This is a genomic window from Tsuneonella sp. HG249 (genome assembly GCF_053819205.1).
The window spans coordinates 24,269-48,926 of sequence record NZ_JBSOQY010000003.1 but is presented as its reverse complement, the minus strand read 5'-3'; the positions used below and the strand labels follow the sequence as shown (position 1 = coordinate 48,926).

23 protein-coding genes are annotated in these 24,658 nt (G+C 62.1%); 16 read left to right on the top strand and 7 right to left on the bottom strand.

Features of this window, described 5'->3' with window-relative positions; genetic code table 11:
* Window positions 1-2: 2 nt before the first annotated feature.
* Window positions 3-1,667, bottom strand: coding sequence for a cytochrome-c oxidase, cbb3-type subunit I (ccoN, locus tag ACWPM1_RS13200; RefSeq protein ID WP_455695369.1), 1,665 nt, complete (start codon window positions 1,665-1,667; stop codon window positions 3-5).
* A 268-nt stretch (window positions 1,668-1,935) separates the two neighbouring features.
* Here ccoN and ACWPM1_RS13195 point away from each other — a divergent pair, with 268 nt between their 5' ends.
* Window positions 1,936-2,601, top strand: coding sequence for an OmpW/AlkL family protein (locus tag ACWPM1_RS13195; RefSeq protein ID WP_455695368.1), 666 nt, complete (start codon window positions 1,936-1,938; stop codon window positions 2,599-2,601).
* On the opposite strand, the gene ACWPM1_RS13190 is transcribed toward ACWPM1_RS13195, so the two are convergent.
* Window positions 2,602-3,249, bottom strand: coding sequence for a Crp/Fnr family transcriptional regulator (locus ACWPM1_RS13190; protein WP_455695367.1), 648 nt, complete (start codon window positions 3,247-3,249; stop codon window positions 2,602-2,604).
* Between the two features lie 222 nt (window positions 3,250-3,471).
* Between ACWPM1_RS13190 and ACWPM1_RS13185 the strand changes: the two genes are divergently transcribed.
* Genes ACWPM1_RS13185 through ACWPM1_RS13170 form a run of 4 tightly spaced genes read left to right on the top strand, consistent with a single transcriptional unit; the run spans window position 3,472 to window position 5,938 of the window.
* The gene (locus ACWPM1_RS13185; protein ID WP_455695366.1) at window positions 3,472-3,717 is read left to right on the top strand and encodes a MoaD/ThiS family protein; all 246 of its coding nucleotides are present in this window, start codon (window positions 3,472-3,474) and stop codon (window positions 3,715-3,717) included.
* 3 nt (window positions 3,718-3,720) lie between these two features.
* Window positions 3,721-4,176 (top strand): molybdenum cofactor biosynthesis protein MoaE, encoded by a 456-nt coding sequence (locus ACWPM1_RS13180; protein WP_455695365.1) that lies wholly within the window; start codon window positions 3,721-3,723, stop codon window positions 4,174-4,176.
* A 6-nt stretch (window positions 4,177-4,182) separates the two neighbouring features.
* On the top strand, window positions 4,183-4,719 hold the full coding sequence (moaB, locus tag ACWPM1_RS13175; RefSeq protein WP_455695364.1) for a molybdenum cofactor biosynthesis protein B: 537 nt from the start codon (window positions 4,183-4,185) through the stop codon (window positions 4,717-4,719).
* Between the two features lie 46 nt (window positions 4,720-4,765).
* The gene (locus ACWPM1_RS13170) at window positions 4,766-5,938 is read left to right on the top strand and encodes a molybdopterin molybdotransferase MoeA (protein WP_455695363.1); all 1,173 of its coding nucleotides are present in this window, start codon (window positions 4,766-4,768) and stop codon (window positions 5,936-5,938) included.
* A 15-nt stretch (window positions 5,939-5,953) separates the two neighbouring features.
* Here the strand turns inward: ACWPM1_RS13170 and moaA are convergent, their stop codons facing one another.
* Complete coding sequence (gene moaA, locus ACWPM1_RS13165; protein ID WP_455695362.1) at window positions 5,954-6,970, bottom strand: GTP 3',8-cyclase MoaA; 1,017 nt, start codon at window positions 6,968-6,970, stop codon at window positions 5,954-5,956.
* Window positions 6,971-7,296: 326 nt separating this feature from the next.
* Between moaA and ACWPM1_RS13160 the strand changes: the two genes are divergently transcribed.
* The 5 genes from ACWPM1_RS13160 to ACWPM1_RS13140 are packed head-to-tail and all read left to right on the top strand — an operon-like array spanning window position 7,297 to window position 13,206.
* The gene (locus ACWPM1_RS13160; protein WP_455695361.1) at window positions 7,297-8,316 is read left to right on the top strand and encodes a glycosyltransferase; all 1,020 of its coding nucleotides are present in this window, start codon (window positions 7,297-7,299) and stop codon (window positions 8,314-8,316) included.
* A 3-nt stretch (window positions 8,317-8,319) separates the two neighbouring features.
* Complete coding sequence (locus ACWPM1_RS13155; protein ID WP_455695360.1) at window positions 8,320-9,957, top strand: hypothetical protein; 1,638 nt, start codon at window positions 8,320-8,322, stop codon at window positions 9,955-9,957.
* A complete protein-coding gene (locus tag ACWPM1_RS13150) occupies window positions 9,957-11,009 on the top strand; it encodes a DUF354 domain-containing protein (RefSeq protein WP_455695359.1) in 1,053 nt (350 codons plus the stop codon). Before ACWPM1_RS13155 ends, ACWPM1_RS13150 begins: the two co-directional genes overlap by 1 nt.
* The gene (locus ACWPM1_RS13145) at window positions 11,006-12,295 is read left to right on the top strand and encodes an oligosaccharide flippase family protein (protein ID WP_455695358.1); all 1,290 of its coding nucleotides are present in this window, start codon (window positions 11,006-11,008) and stop codon (window positions 12,293-12,295) included. The genes ACWPM1_RS13150 and ACWPM1_RS13145 overlap by 4 nt, the downstream gene beginning before the upstream one ends.
* Window positions 12,292-13,206, top strand: a complete 915-nt coding sequence (locus ACWPM1_RS13140; protein WP_455695357.1) for a sulfotransferase family protein — start codon at window positions 12,292-12,294, stop codon at window positions 13,204-13,206. The genes ACWPM1_RS13145 and ACWPM1_RS13140 overlap by 4 nt, the downstream gene beginning before the upstream one ends.
* Here the strand turns inward: ACWPM1_RS13140 and ACWPM1_RS13135 are convergent.
* From ACWPM1_RS13135 to ACWPM1_RS13125, 3 genes are read right to left on the bottom strand one after another with little or no spacing between them, the layout of a single operon-like run.
* The gene (locus ACWPM1_RS13135; protein ID WP_455695356.1) at window positions 13,190-14,089 is read right to left on the bottom strand and encodes a glycosyltransferase family 2 protein; all 900 of its coding nucleotides are present in this window, start codon (window positions 14,087-14,089) and stop codon (window positions 13,190-13,192) included. The genes ACWPM1_RS13140 and ACWPM1_RS13135 overlap by 17 nt on opposite strands.
* Before the next feature lie 13 nt (window positions 14,090-14,102).
* Entirely contained in the window at window positions 14,103-15,032 is a 930-nt protein-coding gene (locus tag ACWPM1_RS13130) for a glycosyltransferase family 2 protein (protein ID WP_455695355.1), read from the bottom strand.
* Window positions 15,029-15,856 (bottom strand): glycosyltransferase family 2 protein, encoded by an 828-nt coding sequence (locus ACWPM1_RS13125; protein WP_455695354.1) that lies wholly within the window; start codon window positions 15,854-15,856, stop codon window positions 15,029-15,031. Before ACWPM1_RS13125 ends, ACWPM1_RS13130 begins: the two co-directional genes overlap by 4 nt.
* A gap of 743 nt (window positions 15,857-16,599) precedes the next feature.
* Here ACWPM1_RS13125 and ACWPM1_RS13120 point away from each other — a divergent pair.
* The gene (locus ACWPM1_RS13120; protein WP_455695353.1) at window positions 16,600-18,096 is read left to right on the top strand and encodes a CoA-acylating methylmalonate-semialdehyde dehydrogenase; all 1,497 of its coding nucleotides are present in this window, start codon (window positions 16,600-16,602) and stop codon (window positions 18,094-18,096) included.
* Here ACWPM1_RS13120 and ACWPM1_RS13115 read toward each other — a convergent pair whose 3' ends face one another.
* Complete coding sequence (locus tag ACWPM1_RS13115) at window positions 18,097-18,912, bottom strand: FAS1-like dehydratase domain-containing protein (RefSeq protein ID WP_455695453.1); 816 nt, start codon at window positions 18,910-18,912, stop codon at window positions 18,097-18,099.
* A 314-nt stretch (window positions 18,913-19,226) separates the two neighbouring features.
* Between ACWPM1_RS13115 and ACWPM1_RS13110 the strand changes: the two genes are divergently transcribed.
* From ACWPM1_RS13110 to ACWPM1_RS13090, 5 genes are all read left to right on the top strand, one after another.
* Window positions 19,227-19,607: a hypothetical protein gene (locus tag ACWPM1_RS13110; protein ID WP_455695352.1), complete on the top strand. Its 381-nt coding sequence runs from the start codon at window positions 19,227-19,229 to the stop codon at window positions 19,605-19,607.
* Between the two features lie 266 nt (window positions 19,608-19,873).
* A complete protein-coding gene (locus tag ACWPM1_RS13105; RefSeq protein WP_455695351.1) occupies window positions 19,874-20,200 on the top strand; it encodes a hypothetical protein in 327 nt (108 codons plus the stop codon).
* 50 nt (window positions 20,201-20,250) lie between these two features.
* Entirely contained in the window at window positions 20,251-22,746 is a 2,496-nt protein-coding gene (locus ACWPM1_RS13100; RefSeq protein WP_455695350.1) for a TcfC E-set like domain-containing protein, read from the top strand.
* Complete coding sequence (locus ACWPM1_RS13095; RefSeq protein ID WP_455695349.1) at window positions 22,743-23,432, top strand: hypothetical protein; 690 nt, start codon at window positions 22,743-22,745, stop codon at window positions 23,430-23,432. The genes ACWPM1_RS13100 and ACWPM1_RS13095 overlap by 4 nt, the downstream gene beginning before the upstream one ends.
* Before the next feature lie 384 nt (window positions 23,433-23,816).
* The gene (locus ACWPM1_RS13090; protein ID WP_455695348.1) at window positions 23,817-24,647 is read left to right on the top strand and encodes a hypothetical protein; all 831 of its coding nucleotides are present in this window, start codon (window positions 23,817-23,819) and stop codon (window positions 24,645-24,647) included.
* Window positions 24,648-24,658 lie beyond the last annotated feature (11 nt).

The following is a 24,658-nucleotide window of genomic DNA, read 5'->3' as shown; positions in this document are numbered from 1 at the left end:
GCTCAGGCCCCCTGCGCTGCGAAGGCAGGCACGACCGGACGGTCTTTCTCCGCATCGTAGGGCGCATCGTTCATCGGCGCCTCGACGCGCAGCTTGCCGGCGATCGTGGCCCAGATGTTGACCACCATGATCACGGCGCCGGCGAGATACAGCAGTCCGCCGAACGCCCGCAGGGCGAACATCGGCCTCAGCGCGGCGACTGTCTCGGCGAAGCTGTTAACGAGGTAGCCGTCGGGCCCGTACTCGCGCCACATCAAGCCCTGGGTGATCCCCGCCACCCACATGCTCGCGGCGTAGAAAACGATGCCCACGGTGGCGAGCCAGAAGTGCCAGTTCACCATTCGCAGCGAATAGAGCCGCCCCCTCTGCCAGAGCCGCGGCGTCAGGTAGTAAAGGCACGCGAACGTGATCATCCCGTTCCAGCCGAGCGCGCCCGAGTGAACGTGGCCGATCGTCCAGTCGGTGTAGTGCGAGAGGCTGTTGACCGCCTTGATGCTCAGCATGGGGCCTTCGAATGTGCTCATGCCGTAGAAGGCGAGCGCCATGACCATCATCCGGATGATCGGGTCGGTGCGGATCTTGTCCCACGCGCCGTTGAGGGTCATCAGTCCGTTGATCATGCCGCCCCAGCTCGGCATCCACAGCATCACCGAGAACACCATGCCCAGCGTCTGCGCCCAGTCCGGCAGGGCGGTGTAGTGGAGGTGGTGCGGCCCCGCCCAGATGTAGAGGAAGATCAACGACCAGAAGTGGATGATCGACAGCCGGTAGCTGTAAACCGGCCGCTCGGCCTGCTTGGGCACGAAGTAGTACATCATCGCCAGAAACCCGGCGGTGAGGAAGAAGCCGACGGCGTTGTGCCCGTACCACCATTGGACGAGCGCGCCCTGGACCCCTGCGAACAACGGGTAGCTCTTAGACCCGAAGAGGCTGACCGGCATGTCGAGGTTGTTGACGACATGGAGCATCGCCACGGTCACGATGAAGGCGAGATAGAACCAATTGGCGACGTAGATGTGCGGCTCGCTGCGTTTGACGATCGTGCCGACGAAAACGATGAGATAGGCGACCCAGACGATGGTCAGCCACCAGTCCACATACCACTCCGGCTCGGCATATTCCTTGCTCTGGCTGATGCCGAACAGGTAGCCGGTGGCCGCCAGCACTATGAACAACTGGTAGCCCCAGAAGACGAAGCGGGCGAGCGCCGGGAACGCAAGTTGCGCCCGGCAGGTGCGTTGCACCACGTAGAAGCTGGTCGCGATGAGGGCATTCCCGCCGAAAGCGAAGATCACCGCGCTGGTGTGGAGCGGACGCACGCGCCCGAAAGTCAGGAAGGGCTCGAAATTGAGCTGCGGGAAGGTCAGCTGCAACGCGATGAACAGCCCCGCGAGAAACCCCGCCATGCCCCAGAACACGGTGGCGATAACGCCCCAGCGCACCGGATCGTCGTCATAACGCGAGGGCCCGGGCGGCATGCGAAAGATGCTCTGCGCGCGCGCAAGCGGGTCGTAGCGGCCAACCGTCGCGACGAGCGCCAGGAGGGCGGCGCTCGCAACGATCCCCATGTGGATCGCGAACGGTGCATCATGCGCCAGCGCGAATGCGATCACCGCAAGGATAAGTATGCCGTACCAGACGCCGGCCCGGCTTAGTGCTGATTCCATCTGGGATGCCTCCTGTCGGCGATGTGAAGGTCTGCCGGCAGGCCGGGCATACGCAATGTTACGGAGGCAGGTGGCGCGCCCCGGCCATGGGCTGCAGTATTCGGGGCACGAGCGGGATCATTGATCTCGCGCAAAAATGCGCCGGGAATTCCCGCGCCTCGTTTTGACCGCGATCAATGCACGTTGCCGTTTCGGAAGCGAGACGGCGGCTGCGCTGCAATCTTCGCGGGCCGCAAGGGGTGGCCGGGGCCGCGCACGGACATTCTCTATGAAAGCTTTCGCACGAGCAGCAGCGGCGCTGTTGACGCTCACCGCATACCCCCTGTCCGCGCAGGATACCGACAGGTTCCAGATCAAGCTGTTGGGGACCGCCGTGCTTCCGGATGGCAAGATCACCCGATTGGAAACCGATCTCGTCGGCTTGCCGGCCGGGACGCAAACCAAGGCGAACGACAACGTCGTGCCGACCATCGCGTTCGAGTACTTCCTGTCACGGTCCATCTCGGTGGAGACGATCTGCTGCCTCACGCAGCATGACATCGACGCCACGGCCGGGCTTCCGGGCGCCGAACTGGTCGCCGATGCCAAATTGATCCCCGCGACCTTGACCGCAAAATACCACTTCAACGCTGGCGGCGTGTCGCCCTACATCGGCGCCGGACCGACCTATTTCATGTTCATTGACGACGAGCCGGGGGCGGCTGTCAGACCTCTTGGCGTAACCGACTTCAAGGCGTCCGACGAGCTCGGATTCGCCTTGCAGGCCGGCATCGATATGCCTGTTGGTGAGAAGGGCATGATCATCTCGTTCGATGCGAAGCGCTACTTCGTCGATACGACCGCGCGCTGGTACTCCGGCAACACGGTCGCCATCGAGACCGAGCACGCGCTCGATCCATGGGTTCTCAGCGCCGGGCTCGGCTTTCGGTTCTGATCAGCCGGCCATTTCCTCTAGCGCCGCGCGATCTCGCAATTCGATCGTGCGGCGCGACAGGAAGCCCATCACCCCATTGCGCTTGAACACAGTCATCTGGCGGCTGACCGTTTCAATCGTAAGCCCGAGGATATCGGCAATCTGCTGTCGGGAGAATGGGAGCTCGAACACTTTGCCTTTCGCGGTTCGCCCCGCGGTCTGGGGGGAGTCTGGCAAGCGATGCGACAGTTCGAGCAAGAAGCTCGCCAGCCGTCCCTCGGCGCTCTTACGCCCGAGTAAGTGCATCCATTTCCGGGTACGGTCGAGTTCGGCCAGCGTTCGCTCGAGCAGCTTCTGCCCTAGCGCGGGATGCTCGGTTGCGAAACGATCGAACTGCGCGCGTGGAAAGACGCAAACGGTAGCGTCGGTCAGGGCCACGGCTGAATAATTGGTGGTGGGCCCGAATGGACGGCCAATAAAGTCGGAAGGATAGGCGACGCCGACGATCTGTTCGCGACCGTCGGCCGAGGAGGTCGTCAGCTTGATCAGCCCGCTGATGACGTTGGCGACCAGGGTCGAACTGTCGCCTTCGCAGATCAAGGACTCCCCGGCTCGGAGGGACCGCCGCCGGCCGACGCGGCTCAAACACGCCAACTCCGACTCGCTCATCGACATGCAGATAGCCCGGTCGCGCACAAGGCATCCGTTGCACGACGTGTTTTGTAGCGTTTCCACCAAGTATCCCGGCTAGTTCTAAGCGCGGCCGCGAGGTGCAAGCGAAAGTGGGAGCGCTGCATTCGTAATTATCCGTAGAGCGCGCGCTTTCCTCGATTGGCGCTACCGACCATTGTCTGCAAAGCTCATCGGGACGGCCGGGAGGACGATTTGACCTTGAACGTATCCTTTTTTGGCAAGTTGGGTGAGACGATCGGACGCGAAGTCGAGATGCGGACCGGATTCGTCGAAGGTACCGTGGCGGAGTTGCGCGAAGCGCTGGCAAAGTCCTATCCATCCGCGAGTGAGGATCTGCTCTCTCCTCGCGTACGCGCATGCGTCAACGATGCGATTGTAACGGACAGCCACCGGGTATCCTCGGCCGACCGTATTGCCTTACTCCCTCCGGTGTCGGGAGGCTGACTGTTGACCGATACCGTCATCACCGACCGGCCGCTGCGTCCCCAAGACGAGCTCGACGGCTTTTTGGCCGCTTTGCATGGGGAGGGGGCGGTGGTGAGCTTCGTGGGGGTAGCCCGGAACATGGCTGCCAGCGGCGCGGTCGTGGAGCGCTTGTTCCTCGACCATCACCCCACTCTCACCCTAGCGTCCATCCAGCAAATCGCTGACCTTGCGCGGGAGCGCTTCGCGGTCAGCGCGGTTCGGGTGGTGCACCGTTTTGGTGAAGTCGTGCCGGGCGATGCCATCGTCTTCGTCGCCGCCGCATCGGTCCACCGCCGGGCGGCTTTCGAGGCGGCGGATTTCATGATGGATCGCCTCAAGACCGAGGCGGTGTTCTGGAAACGCGAGGACGCCAGCGACCGCTCGCGCTGGATCGAACCCTCGGCGTCCGATTATGCCGATACGGCACGCTGGAGCTGAAGAGGAATGGCCGGTCTCGACGAAAGCCTTCCGTTTCATCCCCTGCACATTGCGGTGCTGACCGTCTCCGACACCCGCGACGAGGCTACGGATACTTCTGGCAGCCTGCTGGTCGAGCGCCTTACGACGGCGGGCCACTCGCTTGCCGCCAAGGCGATCGTTCCGGACGATATTGAGCGCATTCGCGGCCAAGTCGCTGCTTGGGTGGCCGATGCGAAGGTCGATGTGATTCTGGTCACCGGGGGCACCGGCTTTTCTCCGCGCGACGTGACTCCCGAGGCGGTGCGGCCGCTGTTCCGCCGCGAGATGGATGGATTCGCGGTGGTGTTCCATCAGGCCAGCCTCTCGACAGTTGGGGTCTCGACCCTGCAGTCGCGCGCCTTCGCCGGTCAGATCGACGAGACTTTCGTGTTCTGTCTGCCCGGATCGACCGGGGCCTGCCGCGACGCGTGGGACCTCGTTCTCGCGCTCGAGCTGGACAGTCGCTATCGCCCTTGCTCGCTGGCGGGTCAGATACCCCGCCTGCGAGGCCGTTGCGCGTGAGCGGGATGCGTGCCGGCGAGCACACGATTCGAGGCGACACTCTCCGATGATCACCTTCGACGAGGCTGCTGGCTGCATCGCCGATATCGCTCGTCCGCTCGGCAAAGAATCGGTGTCGCTTGAGCGCGCGGCTGGGCGCGTTCTCGCTCTAGACGTGACCGCCATGATCGATTCCCCCCGGGCGGACTGCTCGACGATGGACGGCTACGCGGTGCGCCAAGCCGACCTTCCCGGCACGCTGCGGGTGGTCGGAGAATCATATCCGGGCGGTGGCTTCGCTCATCCGCTCGAGCCCGGCTGTGCCGTGCGGATATTCACCGGCGCTCCTGTTCCGTCGGGAGCGGACCGGATCGTCATCCAGGAATGCGTCGAGCGCGAGGGGGAGGGCGTCACCGTTCCCCGATTGCCCGAGGGTCCGCACCATGTTCGCGGACTGGGGTCGGATTTCCGGGTGGGGGCGGATATGCTGCCCAAGGGATCGATCTTGAACCCCCGGTCGCTCGTCGCGGCGGCGGCGGCCGACGTCGCCGAGGTCGAGGTGTGGCGGCAGCCGCGTGTGGCTATCCTGTCGACCGGTGATGAGCTTGCCCCGCCGGGTACTGCCCGCGATCGACCCTCTACGATCCCGGAGAGCGTGAGCTACGGCGTTGCCGCGCTCGTCGAGCAGTGGGGCGGGGTGACGATCGGCATCCGCCGCTTGCGCGATGATCTGGCGGCTATGGAGGCCGCGGCGGCAGAAGCGCTCAGGAATGCAGACGTCGTCGTCGTGACCGGAGGAGCCTCGGTCGGCGAGAGAGACTTCGCCAAGCGCATGTTCCAGCGCCAGGAGATGGAACTCGTCTTCACCAAAGTTGCCATGAAGCCGGGCAAACCGGTTTGGATCGGCCGGGCCGGGAACCGGCTGGTGCTGGGATTGCCGGGAAACCCGACGTCCGCCATGGTCACGGCAAGGCTTCTTCTTGTCCCGCTTATCGCCGGGCTTACCGGGCGCCCGCCAACGCTCGACTGGTACGAAATCGTGCTGGCGAGTCCCCTGGCGGCGGGGGGCGACCGAGAAGAATTCGTGCGGGCGCGCCGGACGGAGTCAGGCGCGATCCCTGCGGACAACCAGGACTCGGGCGCCCAGCTTACGCTTGCCGAAGCCGATTTGCTTCTTCGTCGGCCCAAGGGCGATCGCGCCAAGCATGTCGGCGAACTGGTCCAGGCTCTGCGGTTCTAGACCGCGGGCGAGGGCCTAACCACCGGTCACGCTCATGTGCCGCGCCACCGATGGCGTGCTCGCGGGGCCGATCCGAAAGTCGTGGCGGCGCGGTTTTCCGGCCAGAAGCTCGTCGAGCAGTTCATTGACGCGCTCTTCGCCGCCGCCGCGCAAGGCGTCGCGTAGCTCGACGCTTTGGTCGTGCCCAAGACAGCCATAGACTGTTCCCGTCGCGGCGATCCGTATGCGGTTGCAGCCGTCGCAGAAATTGCGGCTCATCGGCGTGATCAGTCCCAAGCGGATGCCTAGCGGGGACACTTCGTAGTAACGGGCAGGACCGCCCGTCCGTCGCAGCGACGGGGTGAGATCGAAGTTTGCGGATAGGCGACGCGTCAAGTCGTCCAGCGGCAGGTAGTGCGCGGTGCGATCTTCCTCGATCTTGCCGAGCGGCATGGTCTCGATCAGCGTGAGGTCGAACCTTTCATCGCCGCACCAGCGAAGCATGTCCTCGATCTCGTCGTCATTGAGCGCGGCGAGCGCCACCATGTTGATCTTGATCGACAGGCCTGCGCGTTTGGCGGCATCGATCCCGCCCAGCACCTGTTCGAGGTTTCCGCCGCGCGTTATGTGAGAGAAACGGTCCGCCCTGCGGCTGTCGAGGCTCACGTTAATGCGCCGGATCCCGGCGTCGAACAGTCCGGGCGCAAACTCCGCCAGTCGGGTGCCATTCGTTGTCATCGTCAATTCGTCGAGCCCTGCGCCGACCCGCGCGCCGATGCGCGCGCCGAGGTCGAGGATCCCGCGGCGGACAAGCGGTTCGCCGCCGGTCAGCCGGACCCGCCGGACCCCGCGGGCGATGAAGATGTCCACCAAGGTGGCGATTTCCTCGAGCGTGAGGATGTCGCGTTTAGGGAGGAACTGCATCCGTTCCGGCATGCAATAGCGGCAGCGCAGGTCGCAGCGATCGGTCACCGAAACACGGACATAGGTAATCGCGCGCCCGAAACTGTCGGCGAGCTGTCGCCCCGGAACATCGTGCGTCGTTGCCGTCATCCCAACACTCATGGTCTGTGCCTTAAGTTCGCGAAGTAGGCCCTCATTTTTGGGAAGGACATCGGTAGCTAGCCACCTCGGAAATACTGCCTGCACCTCATACATCGATGCCGACAAAGTCGCGCTCCAATTTGCCAGCACGTCCCGTGGGTCGCCTCTCGAACGCCAAGCACGCCCCACCTCCAGCCCGGTCGCCGAGGAAATTTGCTGCGCAGAAGCCCGTTTGGAAGCGGATGTCTTTCAAATCGTGGTTTACGCTTTCTTAATGGCGACGCTCGATATGGAGCTTCGGGGGAGCGCGCGCGACGTTCGTCACCGGGGGCATCATGACAAAGCTTATCATTCAGATCCCATGCCTCAACGAGGCCGACCATCTACCCGGGACTTTGCTCGCGCTGCCCCGCAAGATCGAGGGGATCGACACAATCGAGATTCTTGTGATCGATGATGGGTCGAGTGATGGTACGGCACAAGTAGCGGCGCGCTGGGGTGTACGGCATATCGTCCGACACCGCGGCAATCGCGGTCTAGCAGCAGCTTTCCGCTCCGGCGTTGATGCTGCCTTGGCGGCAGGGGCGGATATAATCGTCAATACCGACGCGGATGGGCAATACGCGGGTGAGGACATTCCTGCGCTTGTGGCTCCGGTCCTATCCGGAGAAGCTGACATCGTAGTCGGTGATCGGGGCGTCGCCCGGAACGCTCATTTCTCGCCCGTTAAGCGCGTCCTCCAACGGCTTGGCAGCCGCGCGGTTAGGAACATGGCAGGTGCCGACATCCCCGATGCGGTGAGCGGTTTTCGTGCCATGAGCCGGGAAGCGGCTCAGCGAATTAACATCACTACCGAGTTTTCGTACACGACGGACATGTTGATTCAGGCCGGCCGTAAGCGGTTGGCGATCAAGAGCGTCCCTGTTCGTACAAATGCGGTCGAGCGCCCCAGTCGGCTCTTTCGGTCAATTCCACGGTTCATTGCACAGACCGGGGTGACGATGGTCCGCGCCTATACCACCCACAATCCCTTACGCGCGTTCGTCGGCACGGGAATGATACTAGGCGGGATTGGACTGGCGCCAATCGTCCGTTTCATGTGGTTCTGGGTTCATGGAAGCGGTGAAGGGCATGTCCAGTCGCTTGTGATCGGCGGCGCCCTGCTGGTCGTGGGCGCGCTGGTAGCGATCATGGGGATGTTGGCGGACTTGATCGGCGCGAACCGCAAACTTCTAGAGGCCAACTTGGTCAGACTGCGAACGCTTGAGGACAAGCTTGATTTTTTATCAACGCCGAATTCCTCCCGGCTTGCCCAATCCGTGCCTCCGATCAGTGCATCGAAGGACGCGGCCTGAGGCATGACTGCCAGCCCCGCGATCGTGAAGCACGCTTATTGGGACATCGACAACGATCGTCCGCAGGCCATAGCATTGGCCTGCCTCGTCCTCGTACTCCTACTTCAGGTCGAACTCGTCTTCTCCAAGAGCGTCAACTGGGACGAGTTCTATCACTTCAGCGAGATACACCAGTTCCGGCTGGGCCGATGGTCGCCAACCCTTCAGACTCCTTACGTCTACCTGTTCTCGTGGGTCCCGGCTCTCCCGGGGGACACGATCGACCACATTCAGCTTGTCCGACTGCTGATACTTCCATTCGAGATGGTAACGTTGGCCAGCATCTACTTTATGGCCCAGCGCTTAGTGCCGCGCGACACGGCACTCTTCTGCACGCTTCTGTTCGCCACCGGCGGTTACGTCTTTCTTCATGCATTCGCGATCCGCGCCGACATGATCGCCGCGGCGTTTCTGTCGCTGGCGCTTTGGCTAGTAATGGCTGGTGAGCTACGTATTCGCGAGATGGCCATCGGAGCGTTGCTTCTGGTCCTTGCGTTCGTGGCGACAATCAAAAGCGCCGTGTGGTTCCCCGCATTCCTGGCCGCACTGCTTTATCGTCTCGGACCGCTGGATGGGAAGAGACTGCGATCAACGTTACTAGGGTTATGTGCCGTCGCCGCAGGCGTCATCGCGGTCGCCGCCGCATCGGGCGTCGGGGTAATCGTCTATGCGCTGAACTCCGCGAGATGGATGTTCTCTGCCGGACTCTTTCCGCAGGGGCGCTTTTTTCTCAGCCAGATTGCATCGGCGCCCATCCTGTCCGTTATCATCGCCTACGCCGTCTGGATGGGCTTGAAGGAGGCACGGACAAGCCGGCGCCTGCTTCTGTTCGGCCTCCTTGCACCCGTCGTTTCAGTGGTCGCCTATCGAAATGCCTTTCCATATTTCTTCGCGTTTATCCTCCCGCCGGTTATCGTTGGCGCGGCACCCGCGGCAAACCTGGCTGTTCGCCGTTACGGGCTTTCGCTCCTCTCCCTCCTCTTGCTGGGGAACGCGGTTGTCCTTTCGTTGCGCGAAGACAGACGCGTTCTCGTTTCCCAGCAAGTAATACTGGACGGTGTGCGGGAGATTTTTCCGAAGCCCGTCGCGTACATCGACGACAGCGGGATGGTGGGTGACTACCCCCGCGCAGTGGCCCGCTTTGCGAGCGGTTGGGCGATTGCTGAGTCCCGCCAGCGCGGCGAGCTCGTGTATAGCGAAGCGCTCGACAGAGAGGCCGTGCCGTTGTTGGTTGCGAACTCTCCGGCGCTGCTCGCGCCATTTCGGCCTGCCGTCAGAGGAGACCGCCTGCTGGGCGCTGACAGCAAGACCCTGCGCTCAAACTACCTCCAACATTGGGGAAAGGTCTACGTCGCCGGGAAGAAGGTCAGGCCCGGTGCAAGCGTGCTGGAGATCAAAGTCCCAGGGCCATACACTGTTGAAGACGATGCAATCGTCGTCGATGGCACGAGTTATCGTGTCGGTGAGGTCGTTTCGCTGACCCGCGGAGCCCACAGCGCTGCGACTTCCTCTGCATCCACCGGCTCGACGCTGCGTTGGGGTAAGCGCCTGAAGGTGCCGCGAGAGCCGTGGCCTACCGGTCGGTACTATACGGATTACTGATGCGCCTGCTGTTCGACATGGTGCATCCGGCAGATGCTATGTTCTTCCACCACGCGATCCGCGCGCTGGAAGGGGACGGTGTAGATGTGTGTATCGCTAGCCGGCAGAAGGATGTCCTGACCGGCCTACTTGACGATCTAGGACACCAGCATCGACCGCTGTCAAATGCCCGGGCCGGTCGGGGTGGCCAAGCCCTGGAACTGATTGAGCGCGACCTCGCGCTCCTTTCGTTTGTCCGGCGCTGGCGCCCGGACGTGCTGGTCGGGTTCGGCGGCGTGGCTATCTCGCATGTAGGGAAGCTGACGAACGTGCCCAGCGTCTCGTTCTACGACACTGAACATGCGGCTCTGCAGATTGGGCTTACGGTTCCGTTCATTTCGGAGTGGCACGTACCGCAAAGCTGGAAGGGCCGGGAAGCTAAAGGGCGCACCTTCCGTTTCAGAGGAAGTAAGCAGTTCGCCTATCTCCATCCTGATCGTTTCCAGGCTGATCCCGCTCAAGCGAGGGCGGCGGGGTGGGATCCTGCCTGCGACAATTTCATCATCCGGCTCGTTGCTTGGCGCGCCAACCACGACGCCGGTCGGTGCGGTATCGAGCCCGCCCAGCTGCGCGAAGTCGTCGGTTACCTGTCAAGATTGGGCAAAGTACATTTGTCCGCGGAAGGGGACCTTCCCCCGGACTTGGAGCCGCTGCGGATCCGGGGCAGGCCGTCCGCTTTTCATCATCTTCTTGCGCATTGCCGGCTCTGTTTCGGAGAGAGTATTACTGTCGCAAGCGAAGCGGCCGCGCTTGGAGTTCCATCAGTCGTTCAGATCGACAAAGCGTACGCTTATGTGGAGGAACAAGAGCGGGCCGGCCTCATCTGGCGGTTGGCACCGGGCGAGAAAACCGAACCGGCACTCCGTCACGCTATCGCGGAGGGCCTCGATGGCTATCGCGATCGGGCGGAGGCTTTCGCTCGGACGATGGGCGATGTGAACGGCTATATCGTCGATACGGTCCGGCGCGTATCCACCGAGGGCGACAATGTGCGCGGTCGTTCGCTAACATGAGAAACTATCTCCGGCCGGTGGCATCGTTTGGGTCGGGGCCAATCGCACGCGACGCGATCCGCAGCGTGGGTATTCGCCTGATCGGCCTGGGCCTCGTTTTCGCTCAGGCCGTGTTTGCCGCGAGATGGCTTGGAGCCGAACAGTACGGCATGGCTTCAGTAGTCTTGTCCGTGGCCCAAATAGCGTCAGTCGTGGCCCTATTCGGACTCGGCCAACTAGCGGTTCGCAAGGTAGCTCGTGAGGTGAGCCTCGGAAACGTAGCGGCCGCCGCGGTCTTTGCATCGGGCAGCCTTCGATGGGTCCTCGCGCTGTCGTTGTTGGCCTGCGCCGGGTTTATCATTCTTTCGCTCGCGGGTCCGATTCCGGGCCCTTATCGACCTGCATTGCTGGTTGGCGCCTTTGTTATACCGCCGGTGGCACTACTGCAGTTGCAGCGGGGTATTGCGCAGGGGCTAGGCAGGACAGCTGCTGCGCAGATCCCCGGAGAGGTTCTGAGGCCGGCCCTGCTCGTCATGATCCTTCTCGTGATTTCCGCGATGCAGCCGGGGATTGCCGCATCCACCTATATCATTGCTTTCGCCGGGACTGCTGGCGTTGCGATGTTGATTGGCCACCGTCATTCGCTGGGCGTTCTGATGCGGAACACCGGTGGGCGAAGTCCCGCACGAGGGTGGCCAAGCTGGGGCGGTGAGGCCATGCCGTTCCTGGGAATATCGTTGGTTGGGATCCTCTTGGGCGAGATTAATACGCTGATGCTTGGGTGGCTGACTTCAGCGCGTGAAGCTGGACTGTTTCAGCCGGTTGCCCGGCTTGTACCCCTGATGGCCTTGCCCGTGCAGGCCGCCGGAATGCGCTTTGCTCCCCGCGTGGCGGAACTTTGGGCGCTGGAGGACCACCAGGCCATTGCTCGCTTAAGATGGATATTTACATGGGCAACTACGGCGCTCACCGCCGCCATTGTGCTGACGCTGGTCGTAACGGGACCCGTGCTAATGCAGTTTTTCGGCGCTGAGTTCGTGTCGAGCGCACGCCTCCTCGGGATTGTCGGCGCGGCGCAGATAATCAATGCGGCCTGTGGGCCGGTAGGCATGCTCCTAGCAATGCGCGGGCGTGCTCGATCTGTACTGGCCGGTCAGGTCGCGGGCCTCGGAGCCAGCTTTACCATCGGTATCTGGCTGATACCGAGCGAAGGCGCTCTTGGCGCTGCTCTCGCAACGGCAGGCGGCATCGTGATCTGGAATTTCGCGATGCTAGCTCTCCTCCGACATGAGCGGGGAGCTCGATGAATCAATCCAGATTTCCTAATCTGTTCCTCGCCGGTGCACCCAAATGTGGGACGACTTCCCTTGCCGACTGGCTCAGGCAGCACCCTGATATCTTTGCGCCAGCAGTGAAAGAGCCGGTATTCTTTGCGAGCGATCTTACCTCCACGTCGCCTCGCATGACCGAAAGCGACTATCGGTCCCTTTATCGCAGCCGTGGATCACAGGCCTGGGCGATCGATGGGTCGACCCACAATTTTTACTCCGCGGTTGCAGCGGAACGCATCTCCCGCGAATGCTCGGGTGCGCAGATCCTCTTCACACTGCGCAACCCGGTGGACGCGGTGTACTCGATGTACCACCAGCTACGCTTCAACGGTACCGAGGACCTAACTACCTTTTCAGCTTCCCTTGAAGCTGAAGGCCGGCGAGCACTTGATCTACGGCCCATTCGGCGCGGCTATCCAGAGAATCTGCTGTACGGCAGGGTCTACGATTTCCAGGGCAACATCGAACGATATCTTCGGTATTTCTCGCCGGACCGCGTCTCGGTGGTCCTGCTAGATGACCTACGCGAGCGCCCACGAGAAACGCTGCGGAAGCTATTCAACTGGTTATCAGTCGATCCAGTGCCCGCGGATAGTATCGACATCACTCTGAGCAACCCTGCGAAGCAATTCCGCTCTCGGATGGTCAACGACCTGGCCCACTATCCGCCGAGATGGGCCGGGTTCCTTTCGAAACCTTTGTTGTCAAAGGACATGCGGCAGGGACTACGCCGACTGCTCGGCACCCTGAATACGGTACCGCGCCCAAACCCACCTATGGATCCGGCGATAAGGCGCCAATTGCAGGATCGCTTCGCCCCGCAGGTCGCTTGGCTCAGTGCGTTCCTCGGTCGAGATTTGTCGCATTGGCTCAAGACCTCGACTTGATCCGGAGCAGAAAGTCGAGCGCCCCTACCTGCATTGCGAGGCGAGTGCCCCATCGGGCGGCTGTTGTGCGCGCCCCGACGGCGAAGGCGGCTGCGGCGACAACGATTGAGGAACACGCCCTGATGGCTATGGGGAGCCTAGCGGGGCCCACCAGACCTTGAGCCGCGTTACCACGGCCGATGCGCAGGTAACGGACAAACACCGCTGCCCAGCGCTGGTCCCGGAAAGAGACCAAATGACCGGCCCTAGCTTCGGAGACATAGCGGACCGATCCGCTGCCGGCGACCTGCCGAACTAAATGCGTGTCTTCACCCCCCACTGGAACGGTTTGGGCGCCGAAGTTCACGTTTTGAGTATCAAATCGCGCGTCGCCCAGCGCGTTGCGCCGGACAGCCATGTTTCCTCCCTTGGCTAATAACGGGTCCACCCAGCAGGAGCCTAATGACGCCGGGGTGCATCCGCAGCATCGACCTTCCTCAGCCAGTGATGCCAGCCAGGTTGGCGGCTCGCAGAGCCAGCGAGGCCTGATCTGGCCTGCAAAGATTGCGGCATCGGGAAAGCGCCGCTCCGCATCAGCATACGCTGCCAGAAGGTCGTGCTCGACAACGATGTCGTCATCCAAAAAGAGCAGGATAGCGCCCGACGCGCGTTCGATCGCCAGATTCAGCGCATGCGATTTCCCGCGGCGGGGCTCATGCAAAACTATCGCACCCGTAGCTGCCGCGAACTTCCGGAATATGGCGGATGTTTGATCCTTACTGGCGTTATCGACGAGGATGATCTCTATTCCGCCCGTCGGCGGATCAGCCAGGGCAAGGGCCTCTAAACACACGGGAAGGGTTTCCTCGCCATCATGCGAAGGAATGATAATCGAGAACGCCACTTTATCTCGACCGTCAACCAAGGTGGTGGCGCCCTTTTGATTGTCTGATCGTTCTGTGAGCTTTGGGAAACCCGGTCGCCAGAAGCTCGTTGGCGAGAGCTGCCAGTGCTCCGAAATGAGGAACCGCCAGCGCGAGGGCTTTAATGGATGCTGCCAATCCCGTTGCGCTTCGGGCTCGCACGGCGGCCGTTGCCGCGATGGAAAGGATGAAGTCGTTGCGAGACCGGGAGCCCACTTTGAGGGTTTGGAGCCATTGCAGGCTGTCCTCCCATCGAGGTGCCCGGGAGACGGCTTCTTCTGAGTCCGCTGCAATGATCGTGAGAGGCTCGCCGACGAACACATGATGAAGCCCGGCTTGGTCGATCATTCGGATCAAGAGATCCCAGTCCTGGTGCTTGGGTAGATTGGGATCCCATGGGATCGCTAGGAAACTCTCGCGCCAGCCCATAAGGCAGCTCGTCTGCATGAATTGATATCCATATCGGGACCGGTGCCTCGCGAGCAGGTAGTCGGCAACTAGGCCACAGCGATAGGGGACTACCGGGACTGGTATGGCATCCCGCCGCTGTCCAGCTCTTCCGAGCATTGCCGCCGATGTGCTCACTGCGTGACGGCCGGGCCTAGCCACTAGCGCTTCGACCTGCCTCTCCACCTTTGTCGGGATCCAAAAATCATCGTCATCTAGAAACGCGACCAAATCTGTTGAGGCGGCCTCGACGCCGAGATTACGAGCCTGCGAGCCATTCAGCGGGAAGGGCCCTACAACGACGTGCGCATGGAGGTGCGCGTCGGCCAGCGATGCTCGGATGCTTGAGGTCAGGTCAGGCTTGGCAACCACAACTATGACGGTTGTGAGATAGCTTTGCTCGTGAACTGAGCGCACCGCACGAACCAATTCAGCGCGACCCACTGTCGGAATTACTGCTGCAACGGTCGGTCTCATGGGCGTGTCGACTGGAGCTTACCCCACATCCAGCCCACGGCGTAAGGTGGGAGGTAGACTGGCGCGAGGAGCCAGTCATAGAATCCTGCCTTTCGCGACGGCCCAGGCACGCCCCCGAGGCGTGCTCTGCCGTGCCCTGCGAAAATCATCCTCCGCAAGATCCAGTTCCAGCTACACCGATCGGGTTCAATCACATGCTCGACACAAGCAGTGCCCACATAGGCGACGCTGTAGCCGATTGCCCTTGCACGCCGACAAAAATCACTTTCCTCGCCGCCAAAAAGTAGGCCGTCCCTTCGACCCAGAGTCTCGTCAAAACGAACTTGGGGCAGCTTGCTTAAGTCTATGGCAAATCCCGCCCCCACTACCCTGGGATAATCGATCGTCTGGAGCCCGAGGTCCAAGAGGGACAGCTGATCACGAAGCACACCGGAGAGAGCGAAGAAGGGTGGTGCGGATGGCCACAAGGGGACGATCCGCGAGCCAGCCACCGCGCACTGCGGCTGTCTTAGCACTTCAGTCAATTCATATGCCCAGCGACGGTCAGCTAGAGCGTCGGCATCTAGAAATAGGACGAGTGGGTGGGCAGCCTCGTTGAGCGCTAGGTTGCGTGCCGCGGATAGCCCGGGCAGTCGACGTCGGATCGTTCGCAAAGAAAGTCGATTTCCCGGAAGGCTTTGCTCATCGAGCGGCGGTCCGAGCCCCTGGTCGATGAACAGAACTTCTCCAGTCACACCCTCTTGGCTAAGCGCGCGCGCCAATGATCTCAGGATGAGGCTGTCCGGCTCAGCGTACCGAGTGATCGAGATGGTGACCGCGTTCATAGGCGCCACTTAGCGAAAACTTCTGCGCGAGTATGCAAGAGGAGAATATGGCTCAGAAGAAAGAACATTCCGGCTCTCTGAATAATCCGGCGCTCAATGTCCTAGGGGCAGCCCGTAGGTTTTCCATTCCACGGGTTTACGAGATGCTCCCCCAGTTCACTCGCCCGGCGATGTCGATTCTTTAGTCGACGGGTGGCTTCAGCGGGAGCGGCGGTAAGGCCCGGCCAAACGTGTCCTTCAGAGCCCTGCGTCGCCGGCGCGCCTCGTCCGGCTTCAATTGCGCTTCGCGCGCAGCTTTGTGCTCGTCATCGGACATGTGGAGGCGCTCTTTTACGTTAACTTAGAAGCTATTTGCTCTAATTTCCTCGGCGCGACCCGAAGGACAGCGATGAGACCTCAACGTCCATCGGCGGACCAGACTTAGTCTGGGCCGTCTATTTTTTTGGTTAAGCAGGCTTCCTCCAGATTGCAGCCGACAGCCGGTGTCGCAAAGGCCCTTCGGCATGGCGAGGAAGGTCGCGGCGACGCAGGCCGAGGAAATACGTGCTCAGCAACTCCCCTTATCCAAAATACTGTGAGGTCCATGCCTCAATCCACGGCGCCGGCCCGGGGCGCTGAGCCGTCGGAGAAGCGGACGCGATGCCAGGCATTGTCCTTGACACCCTATTGGGGTTGTTCTTCTGGCCGTTGCGGAATGGTTGGCTCGCAAGCCATGCCCTTGGGTCACAAACGGAGATTGCGTGATGCGCCAAGTTGATCACTTCATCGTCGGCGGAGCAGACAGCTCGGCCGGGCGCAAGCACCAGATCTGGAACCCATCGACTGGCGAGGTCCAGGCCGAGGTGACGCTCGGCGACGCTGCGCTGCTTGACCGCGCGGTAGCGGCGGCCAAGGTGGTCCAGCCCGAATGGGCGATCACCAACCCGCAGCGGCGTGCGCGCATCATGTTCGCGTTCAAGCAACTGGTCGAAGCCAACCGCGACGAGCTCGCGCACCTGCTCGCCAGCGAGCACGGCAAGGTGATCGACGACGCGCAGGGCGATATCCAGCGCGGGCTCGAAGTGATCGAGTACGCCTGCGGCATCCCGCAGGTGCTGAAGGGCGAGTACACCCTGGGCGCAGGGCCGGGGATCGATGTCTACTCGATGCGCCAGCCGCTTGGCATCGGCGCTGGCATCACTCCATTCAACTTTCCGGCAATGATCCCGATGTGGATGTTCGGCATGGCGATCGCGGCGGGCAACGCGTTTATCCTCAAGCCCAGCGAGCGCGACCCCAGCGTGCCGGTGCGGCTCGCCGAGCTGTTCCTCGAGGCCGGTGCTCCCGAGGGCCTGCTGCAAGTGGTCCACGGCGACAAGGAGATGGTAGACGCCATCCTCGACCACCCGGACATCGCCGCGGTGAGCTTCGTCGGCTCGTCGGACATCGCACACTACGTCTACAAGCGCGGTGTCGCCGCGGGCAAGCGCGTGCAGGCGATGGGCGGGGCAAAGAACCACGGCATCGTCATGCCCGACGCCGATCTCGACCAGGTGGTGGGCGACCTCGCGGGCGCCGCCTTCGGCTCGGCGGGCGAACGCTGCATGGCGCTTCCGGTCGTCGTACCCGTGGGCGAGGACACCGCCAATCGCCTGCGCGAGAAACTGATCCCGGCGATCAACGCGCTGCGCATCGGTGTGTCGACCGATCGCGAGGCGCACTACGGCCCGGTCGTCACGCCGGAACACAAGGCACGGGTCGAAGCTTGGATCGACACCGCCGAGAGGGAAGGTGCCGAAGTGGTGATCGATGGCCGCGGGTACAGCTTGCAGGGTCACGAGAAGGGCTTCTTCATCGGACCGACGCTGCTCGACCGGGTCACCACCGACATGGAGAGCTACAAGGAAGAGATCTTCGGCCCCGTGCTCCAGATCGTCCGCGCAAAGGACTTCGAGGAAGCCGTGCGTCTGCCCAGCGAGCACCAGTACGGCAACGGCGTGGCGATCTTCACCCGCAATGGCCACGCTGCGCGCGAGTTCGCCAGCCGCGTGAACGTTGGCATGGTCGGGATCAACGTGCCGATCCCGGTGCCGGTCGCCTATCACAGTTTCGGAGGGTGGAAGCGCTCGGCGTTCGGCGACACGAACCAGTACGGCACCGAAGGCCTCAAGTTCTGGACCAAGGTCAAGACCGTGACACAGCGCTGGCCCGACGGCGGCGGTGACGGGTCTAATGCTTTCGTGATTCCCACGATGGGTTGATCAAGCGAGGGTGAACTCCGCGCGCATAGCGACAACGCCGTCGCAACGCGCGGCTTCGACCCTACCCTGGCCTGCGTCACGCAGGTAAATCGGCTGGCCGAGGAACAACGGAGCGAGGGCACGGAATTGAAATGCAGCCAAGGGGCCAGCGCGCATGGCAAGCCCCGCCAGTTTTGCCGCGGTGAACGGCCCGTGGACGACTAGAGCCGGGTAGCCCTCGCTTTGCGTCGCGTATGGTAGGTCGTAGTGGATCCGGTGGCTATTGAAAGTCGCAGCTGAGAAGCGGAACAGGTTGACCTCGTCGGGGACCCAGCATTCGCCATCTGGCGGCGAGGCCGCCGGATCGGGAAGGGGAACCGGCTCTCCTTCGTCGCGGTAAACGTAAGTTTGCACCTCGCGCGCGCAACAGATTCCGGCTTGTGAAATAGTTCGCTCGACTTCGACGAACACCAGGTGGCCGGTGCTCCCAGTCCTGTGGCGGACGTCGGCAATTGTGGTCACGAGGTCAGCCTCTTCGCCAAGGCGGAGCGGCGCGCGGAATTCGATGCGGCTGCCCGCGAACATGCGCCGGGGCAGCGTAATGTCAGGCAGAAATTCACCGCTGCGAGGGTGCCCATCGGGCCCGATCGCCTCGTCTGTCGGACTCGATAAGAAGAATGCCCAGTGCGCGAGCGGCGGGAGCCCGCCCGCAACGGAACCATCATCCCCGACCGCCAGCGAATACCGCCGCAGACTCTCTATCTCGAGGACCTGCGTCTGGAGATCGCGTCGATCGATCGCCCGTCTCCATTGCTCTACGGCTTCAGCCAGGACCATGAACGTCACGTCTCCTCGGATCGATTGGAACCCGCTCAGGATGGCAAACGGTTTCTTAACCGTAGCTAGGTAGTTCCCCTTGCCTGACACAAGGTGTGATCATCAAGCGAGGGTTTCCTACAATGGTTTCGAAGGCCGATAAACGCGCAGCCCAAGTTCGCCTCGCGCCCCTGTTTGGCGCAGCGGCACTGGTCAGCCTCTTCGCCAGCCCTGCGCTCGCGGCGACCGACGGAACACTGGGTACCACATCGACGGGTTCGCTTAGCATCACTGCATCGGTTCCCAATCGGGCTCGTATCTCCGGGCTTTCCGACGTGAGCTTTGCCAACCAGGATCCCACGTCTGCCGCCAGCAGCGCGCAGAACGTGTGCGCCTGGACCAACACCGCGACCAAGGCCTACACCATCACCGCTACCGGAAGCGGGGCAGCCGGCGCATTCACCCTCACGAATGGCTCCAACGCGGTCCCTTATTCGGTCCAATGGTCGTCTACGACCGGCCAGACCAGCGGCACCGCTTTGACGTCTGGTGCGGCCTCCAGTTCGCTGACTTCGACGGCCACTCACCAGTCCTGTTCGAGCGGCCCAACCGCGTCCGCCAGCTTGATAGTCGGCATAGGTACTACCGACCTCAGCACAATGAGCGCTGGCAGCAACTATACCGGGACGCTCACGCTACTGCTCTCGCCTCAATAGCTTGATCGCGACCGCAATCCGACTGCCAGCCACGTTACCGCGTGGCTGGCAGTCGGCGTTTCTACACCAAAAGTTAACCAAGATACGCGAAATCGTTTACCATGATTTACGCGAAACTCCTTAGTCTTTGCGCGTGCCTGGGATTCAGCGGCTGTCTCGCCGCGCCTGCCGTTGCGGCACCGGGGGATAAGGTCAACCTCAGCGGCCTAACTGATGTCGCGTTCGGTTCGATCGCCTCTTTCCAAGACCAAGTGGTGAGTCAGAACGTGTGCGCCTACAGTGCGAGTGACACGCTCGGATACACCGTAACGGCGTTGGGAAGTGGCCCGGGGGGGGCGTTTAGCCTAGTCTCCGGGAGCGCCCAACTTCCCTACGAAGTCTTGTGGAACTCGGCTGCCAACCAGTCTGGCGGCACGGGCCTGGTGGCTGGGTCGGCTCGCTCGGGCTTCGTGTCGTCCGCGACCCAGAAGACCTGCAACAACGGTCCCAGTAGCTCAGCGAGCCTGGTCGTCGTCCTGCGCTCGGCGGCGCTGAGCAACGCCCAAGCGGGGAGCTACGCAGGCACGCTGCAGGTCACGATTGCACCCGAATGAGCGCGGTTCGTAGACATCTACGATCTAGATCGCCCGCCGCGCTAACGGCCATGTGCTTCTCCGCGCTGGCGTCGGGAGTGCTGGCAGCACCGGCGCAGGCCAAAGATGCCGACACTGTCATCAGTATCGCCGAGCCCGCCGGGTTCGAGACCTTGTCCCGCACGCAGGACATGCTCGTTGACGTCTACTTCGGCGGAGTACGGATCGGCGAAACGAGGATTCTTGCCCAACCCGGTTCGGTCACGTTTGTGGACCCGGACAAAGTCTTTGCCCTCCTTCCGAAGGTCACCGACCCCACCAAAGTCGTTGCGGTATTGGCGACGCCGGGCCTGCCCGCCAATTCAAATCTCGTATGCGGACAGACGGGCAATCCAGTAGAATGCGGAAGGCTTAGCCCCGACGTGGCGGGCGTCATCCTCGATCGGAGCGCCTTCCGGGTCGATGTCTTCGTCAACCCGCGGTTCCTCGACGCCGACAGCCAGAACGAAACTTTTCTCGAGGCATCAAGCGATGGCCTGACCATGATGAACACGTTCGGTGCAGTGTTTTCGGGCCAGTCCGGTCCGGGGCTGGATTACCACGCCGTCCAGAACGCGTTCATTGTCGGAAGCGGCGACAAGCGGGTGCGCAGCACTTTGACTTACGCGACCGGTCAGGGGTTCGAGGTGCCCGAGCTTACCTTGGAGTGGGACCAGCCCGGGGTGCGTTATCTGGCAGGTGCGCTTCGGGCGCCCGGCGGCGACTTCGGCGGGCGCAACCGGGTCGTGGGCCTCGGGATTCAATCGCAGATCGACACGAGGCTCGACAGAGACGAGCTAATTGGCAGCCCGCTTATTGCCTTTCTCGATCGCCGCTCGCGCGTCGATGTTCTGGTCGATGGGCGAGTTGTCCACTCGGCGATCTACGAAGCGGGCAACCAGCGCATCGAGACATCGAGCCTGCCTTACGGGTCATACGACATTGTCCTGCGGGTGCAGGAGCCCGCCGGGCCGGCGCGCGAAGAGCGGCGTCTCTTTTCCAAGAACCTGCGCGTACCCTCTATGGGCCGGACGGACTTTTACGCGTTTGGCGGCATGCTGACCAAAGATGGCTCGCAAAGCGCACTTGCTCCATCGGGTCAGACCTATGTTCAAGCCGCCGTCGCCCACCGGCTAAGCGACCGTTGGGCACTGGAAGGCATTGCGCAATCCGTGGATTGGGACCTTTCGGCACAGCTCGGCGCGATCTTTCTTGCGTCATTTGCCAGCTTTCGCGCCGCGGCTTTCATTGACGGAAGCGGGAATACCGGAGGTCTCTTCCAGGTCACGTCCAGCGGGGTTTCGCCGCTCAATTTCAATTTCGACGTTCGCCGCTTTAGCGGCGCACTTGCCCGGTCCACGTCCCCTCTCACGCTCGGCTCGAACTCTGCGCTTGGGACGGACGAATATGCTCAGCGAAACTACACACAGGCCAGCGGGGTGATTTCCTATGCCCATGCAAACCTGAGGCTGCTGGGAACCCTGGCGCTCCGGCAAGCCGAGGGTGAGGGTCTGCGCTATAGTATTGGTCCGTCGATCGAATGGGATGTGCTGCGCAAGGGCCCACTGTCGGTTGCGCTGCGGTCAGAGGTAACCGCAACCGACCAGGGGCAGGCTGCCTTCGCCGGGCTTGCGGTGCGCTTTGCAGGCGCCCGCACGCAATTCAGTTCAAGCGGCGGCGCGCGCCATTCGTCCATCGCCGGCGACAGCCGCGGTAGCGGATACCAGTCGGCATTCCAGGGAGGGTTGACCGCTGCGTTGGGGCAAAGCGAGCTCGCCCTTGGGGCCGGTTATGAAAGGCAACCCAGCGAACGAAACGCAATCTTGTCGGCCGACTTGCGCCATCCGCTCGCCTCGGTCGTGGGAGATTTCGTCCGCAACGACACCGGAGCTTCGGCCTCGAATCAATACAGCGTGGGGCTCCAGAGCACGTTGATAGCAGGCGCGGGCGTGGCGACCTTGGCGGGTCGTACCACCTCTGAAAGCGTAGTGGTCGCGCAGCTGCGCGGTGCGACCGAACAGGACAGGTTCGAAGTCCTGGTCAATGACCAGGTGGCGGGTGAGGTCGCCGGAGAAGGACTGCTGAAACTCGCACTCCCGGCATACCGGCAGTACGACCTGCGAATTCGTTCGGTCGGTGGGTCTCTCGTGAGCTACGATAGCGCCTCGCGTCGGGTCGTGCTCTATCCCGGTAGCGTCACTAAGCTCGACTGGACTACCACGCCTGTGAGCATCCTGTTTGGCCAGTTGCTTACGCCTGAGGGCCAGCCCGTTGCCCACGCTTCAATCACCGGTGATGCAGCCTGGGCAGAGACTGATGACAACGGATATTTCCAGATCGAAACTTCCTTGGGGAGCGATTTGACGGTGGCGACCGCCGGAGGTGCGACTTTCCCGCTTTCAATTCCCCTGATCGATGCGACCGAGAAAGTCGTGCGGTTGGGTGCGGTAAGTTGCTGCGGTCAGCCTGGTACAACGCATACGGCTCTCGAAGTCGCAAAACTGTCAGTTGTCGGAGACCATAGGTGAAGCACCATTTATACGCCGCCGTTGCGCTGTTCCTCGGCGTGATCGCGCTTGAGGACAATGCGGCCCGAGCCGAATTGGTCCTTAGCCAGGTCATCGTTGACCTGTCGGCCGACCATCCGCGGGAAGACATCGAAGCCTGGAATAACGGAAGCGAGCGAGCCTACATCTCCGTGGAGCCGTTCGAGGTGTTGAATGCGGGTAGCGAGGCAGAGACACGGGTCCACGCCGACGATCCACAAGTCTCAGGCATCCTTGCATCGCCCCGGCGTATGATCCTGGAGCCCGGCGAGCGCCGCAACATCCGGATCGCGTTCGTGGGCGAGGACCCGAATTCCGACCGCGTGTTCAGGTTGGCGGTCAAGCCGGTCGCCGGGCCTATTTCGGCGACAACCGATGCCCTCAAGGTCTTCATCGGCTACGATGCGCTCGTGATCGTGAGGCCGAATGCGGTCCACGGCGATGTCGTGGCGGTAAGGTCGGGCCGGAATCTGACGCTTCGCAATGAGGGGAATACGTCCCGCGAAGTCTTCCAGGGCGAGCAGTGCAACGCGCTGGGCAGCGAATGCCAGGCTCTCCCCGCCAAGAGACTCTATCCGGGGGCATCCTGGCAGCAGGTGCTTCCTTACGATACGGTTGCAAAGTACAGTGTGACATCGGGTACCAGCATCCGCGATCGGCAGTTCTAGCCCTTGTCCTGCCAGCTCATGCGAGGTGCCGCCCGAGCCGTCCATCAAGCTCGATCTTTCGTTTTGAGGAAGCACCGATTGTGAAACGAGATGAGTCCGATCCGAAGCGCAGCCCGGCCTCCTACTGGGAAATATGGGTGATCGCGGCAATTCTACTGGGTTCTTATCTCATGGCCATTTGGGTTCTCGCGGATTGAGTTTCCGCCCCGGCACCGGATCCCGTCCGCTGAGATTGCGCGACGCGATCTCGCTCGACCGCTTCCATGCCTGCCAACGAAACCTTGCTGCCTTCATTGGTAATCAGTGGGAAGAGAAGCGTTCCGTTTTGAGCCCTGAGTCTGATTCGGCCAATCCTCGCTGATCGATCCGCGCTAACATGCGCAAATGGCCGCCGCGGTGAGCAGTATTGAAGCGTTCGTCCTCAAGGCTGAGGAATTGCCTGCGCTCAACTATCTTCCAAAGGGGAGCCCGAGGCCGTTGGATCTCGTGTGGATCAACCGGGGCACCAATCAGGAACTCCGGCCGACCACCGTGCAGATGCTGTTGCGCACGCTGTTTCAAAATCCTGGATCGCCTAGCATCAACAAGCTGCACCGGTCTTCGGGACTGCGCGCCATCTTTCGCACCGCCCGCGACCGCGAGGCATTTGCCCGTTCCTTCGAGCACGCCCGGACGGTTCTCCTTCAGCGGCAGCGAAGCGAAATGACCGCGGTCTTTGCCACCCCGCACGCCGCGGCGCGGGGATTCAGGGAGTTGGAGAAAGCCGGGGTCAATCCGCGTTCCATATCGATACTGTGGCGGGCAGGCCAATTTATCCAGTCTAAGCATAACGAACCCCTCGGCCACTCGAAGATGAGCGTCGCAGCGGTGAGTGCAGGCGCTGGGCTCGCGGGTGCTATATTCGGGATAAGCATGCTCACGATCCCAGGACTGGGACTTGTCGCTGCCGGTGGGGCGATCGCCGCGCAGGCGATAGGAACCATCGGCGCGGTGGGGGGCGCTCTGGGCGCGTCGGGCGGCGGTATCGCCCGCATGCTCACCGACATTGATGTCGATGGAAAAGCAATCCCCTTCTACGAAATGGAGATCGAGTCGGGGAAGGTCTTCATCGCGGTTGACCCAGCGACATGTGACAGGAGCCCGGATGTGGTCCGCGGTATTCTTGAGGAGAATGGCGGGCATATCGCCCCGAACTTGTCGCCGAATAGAAGTTGACTCAACTGGAA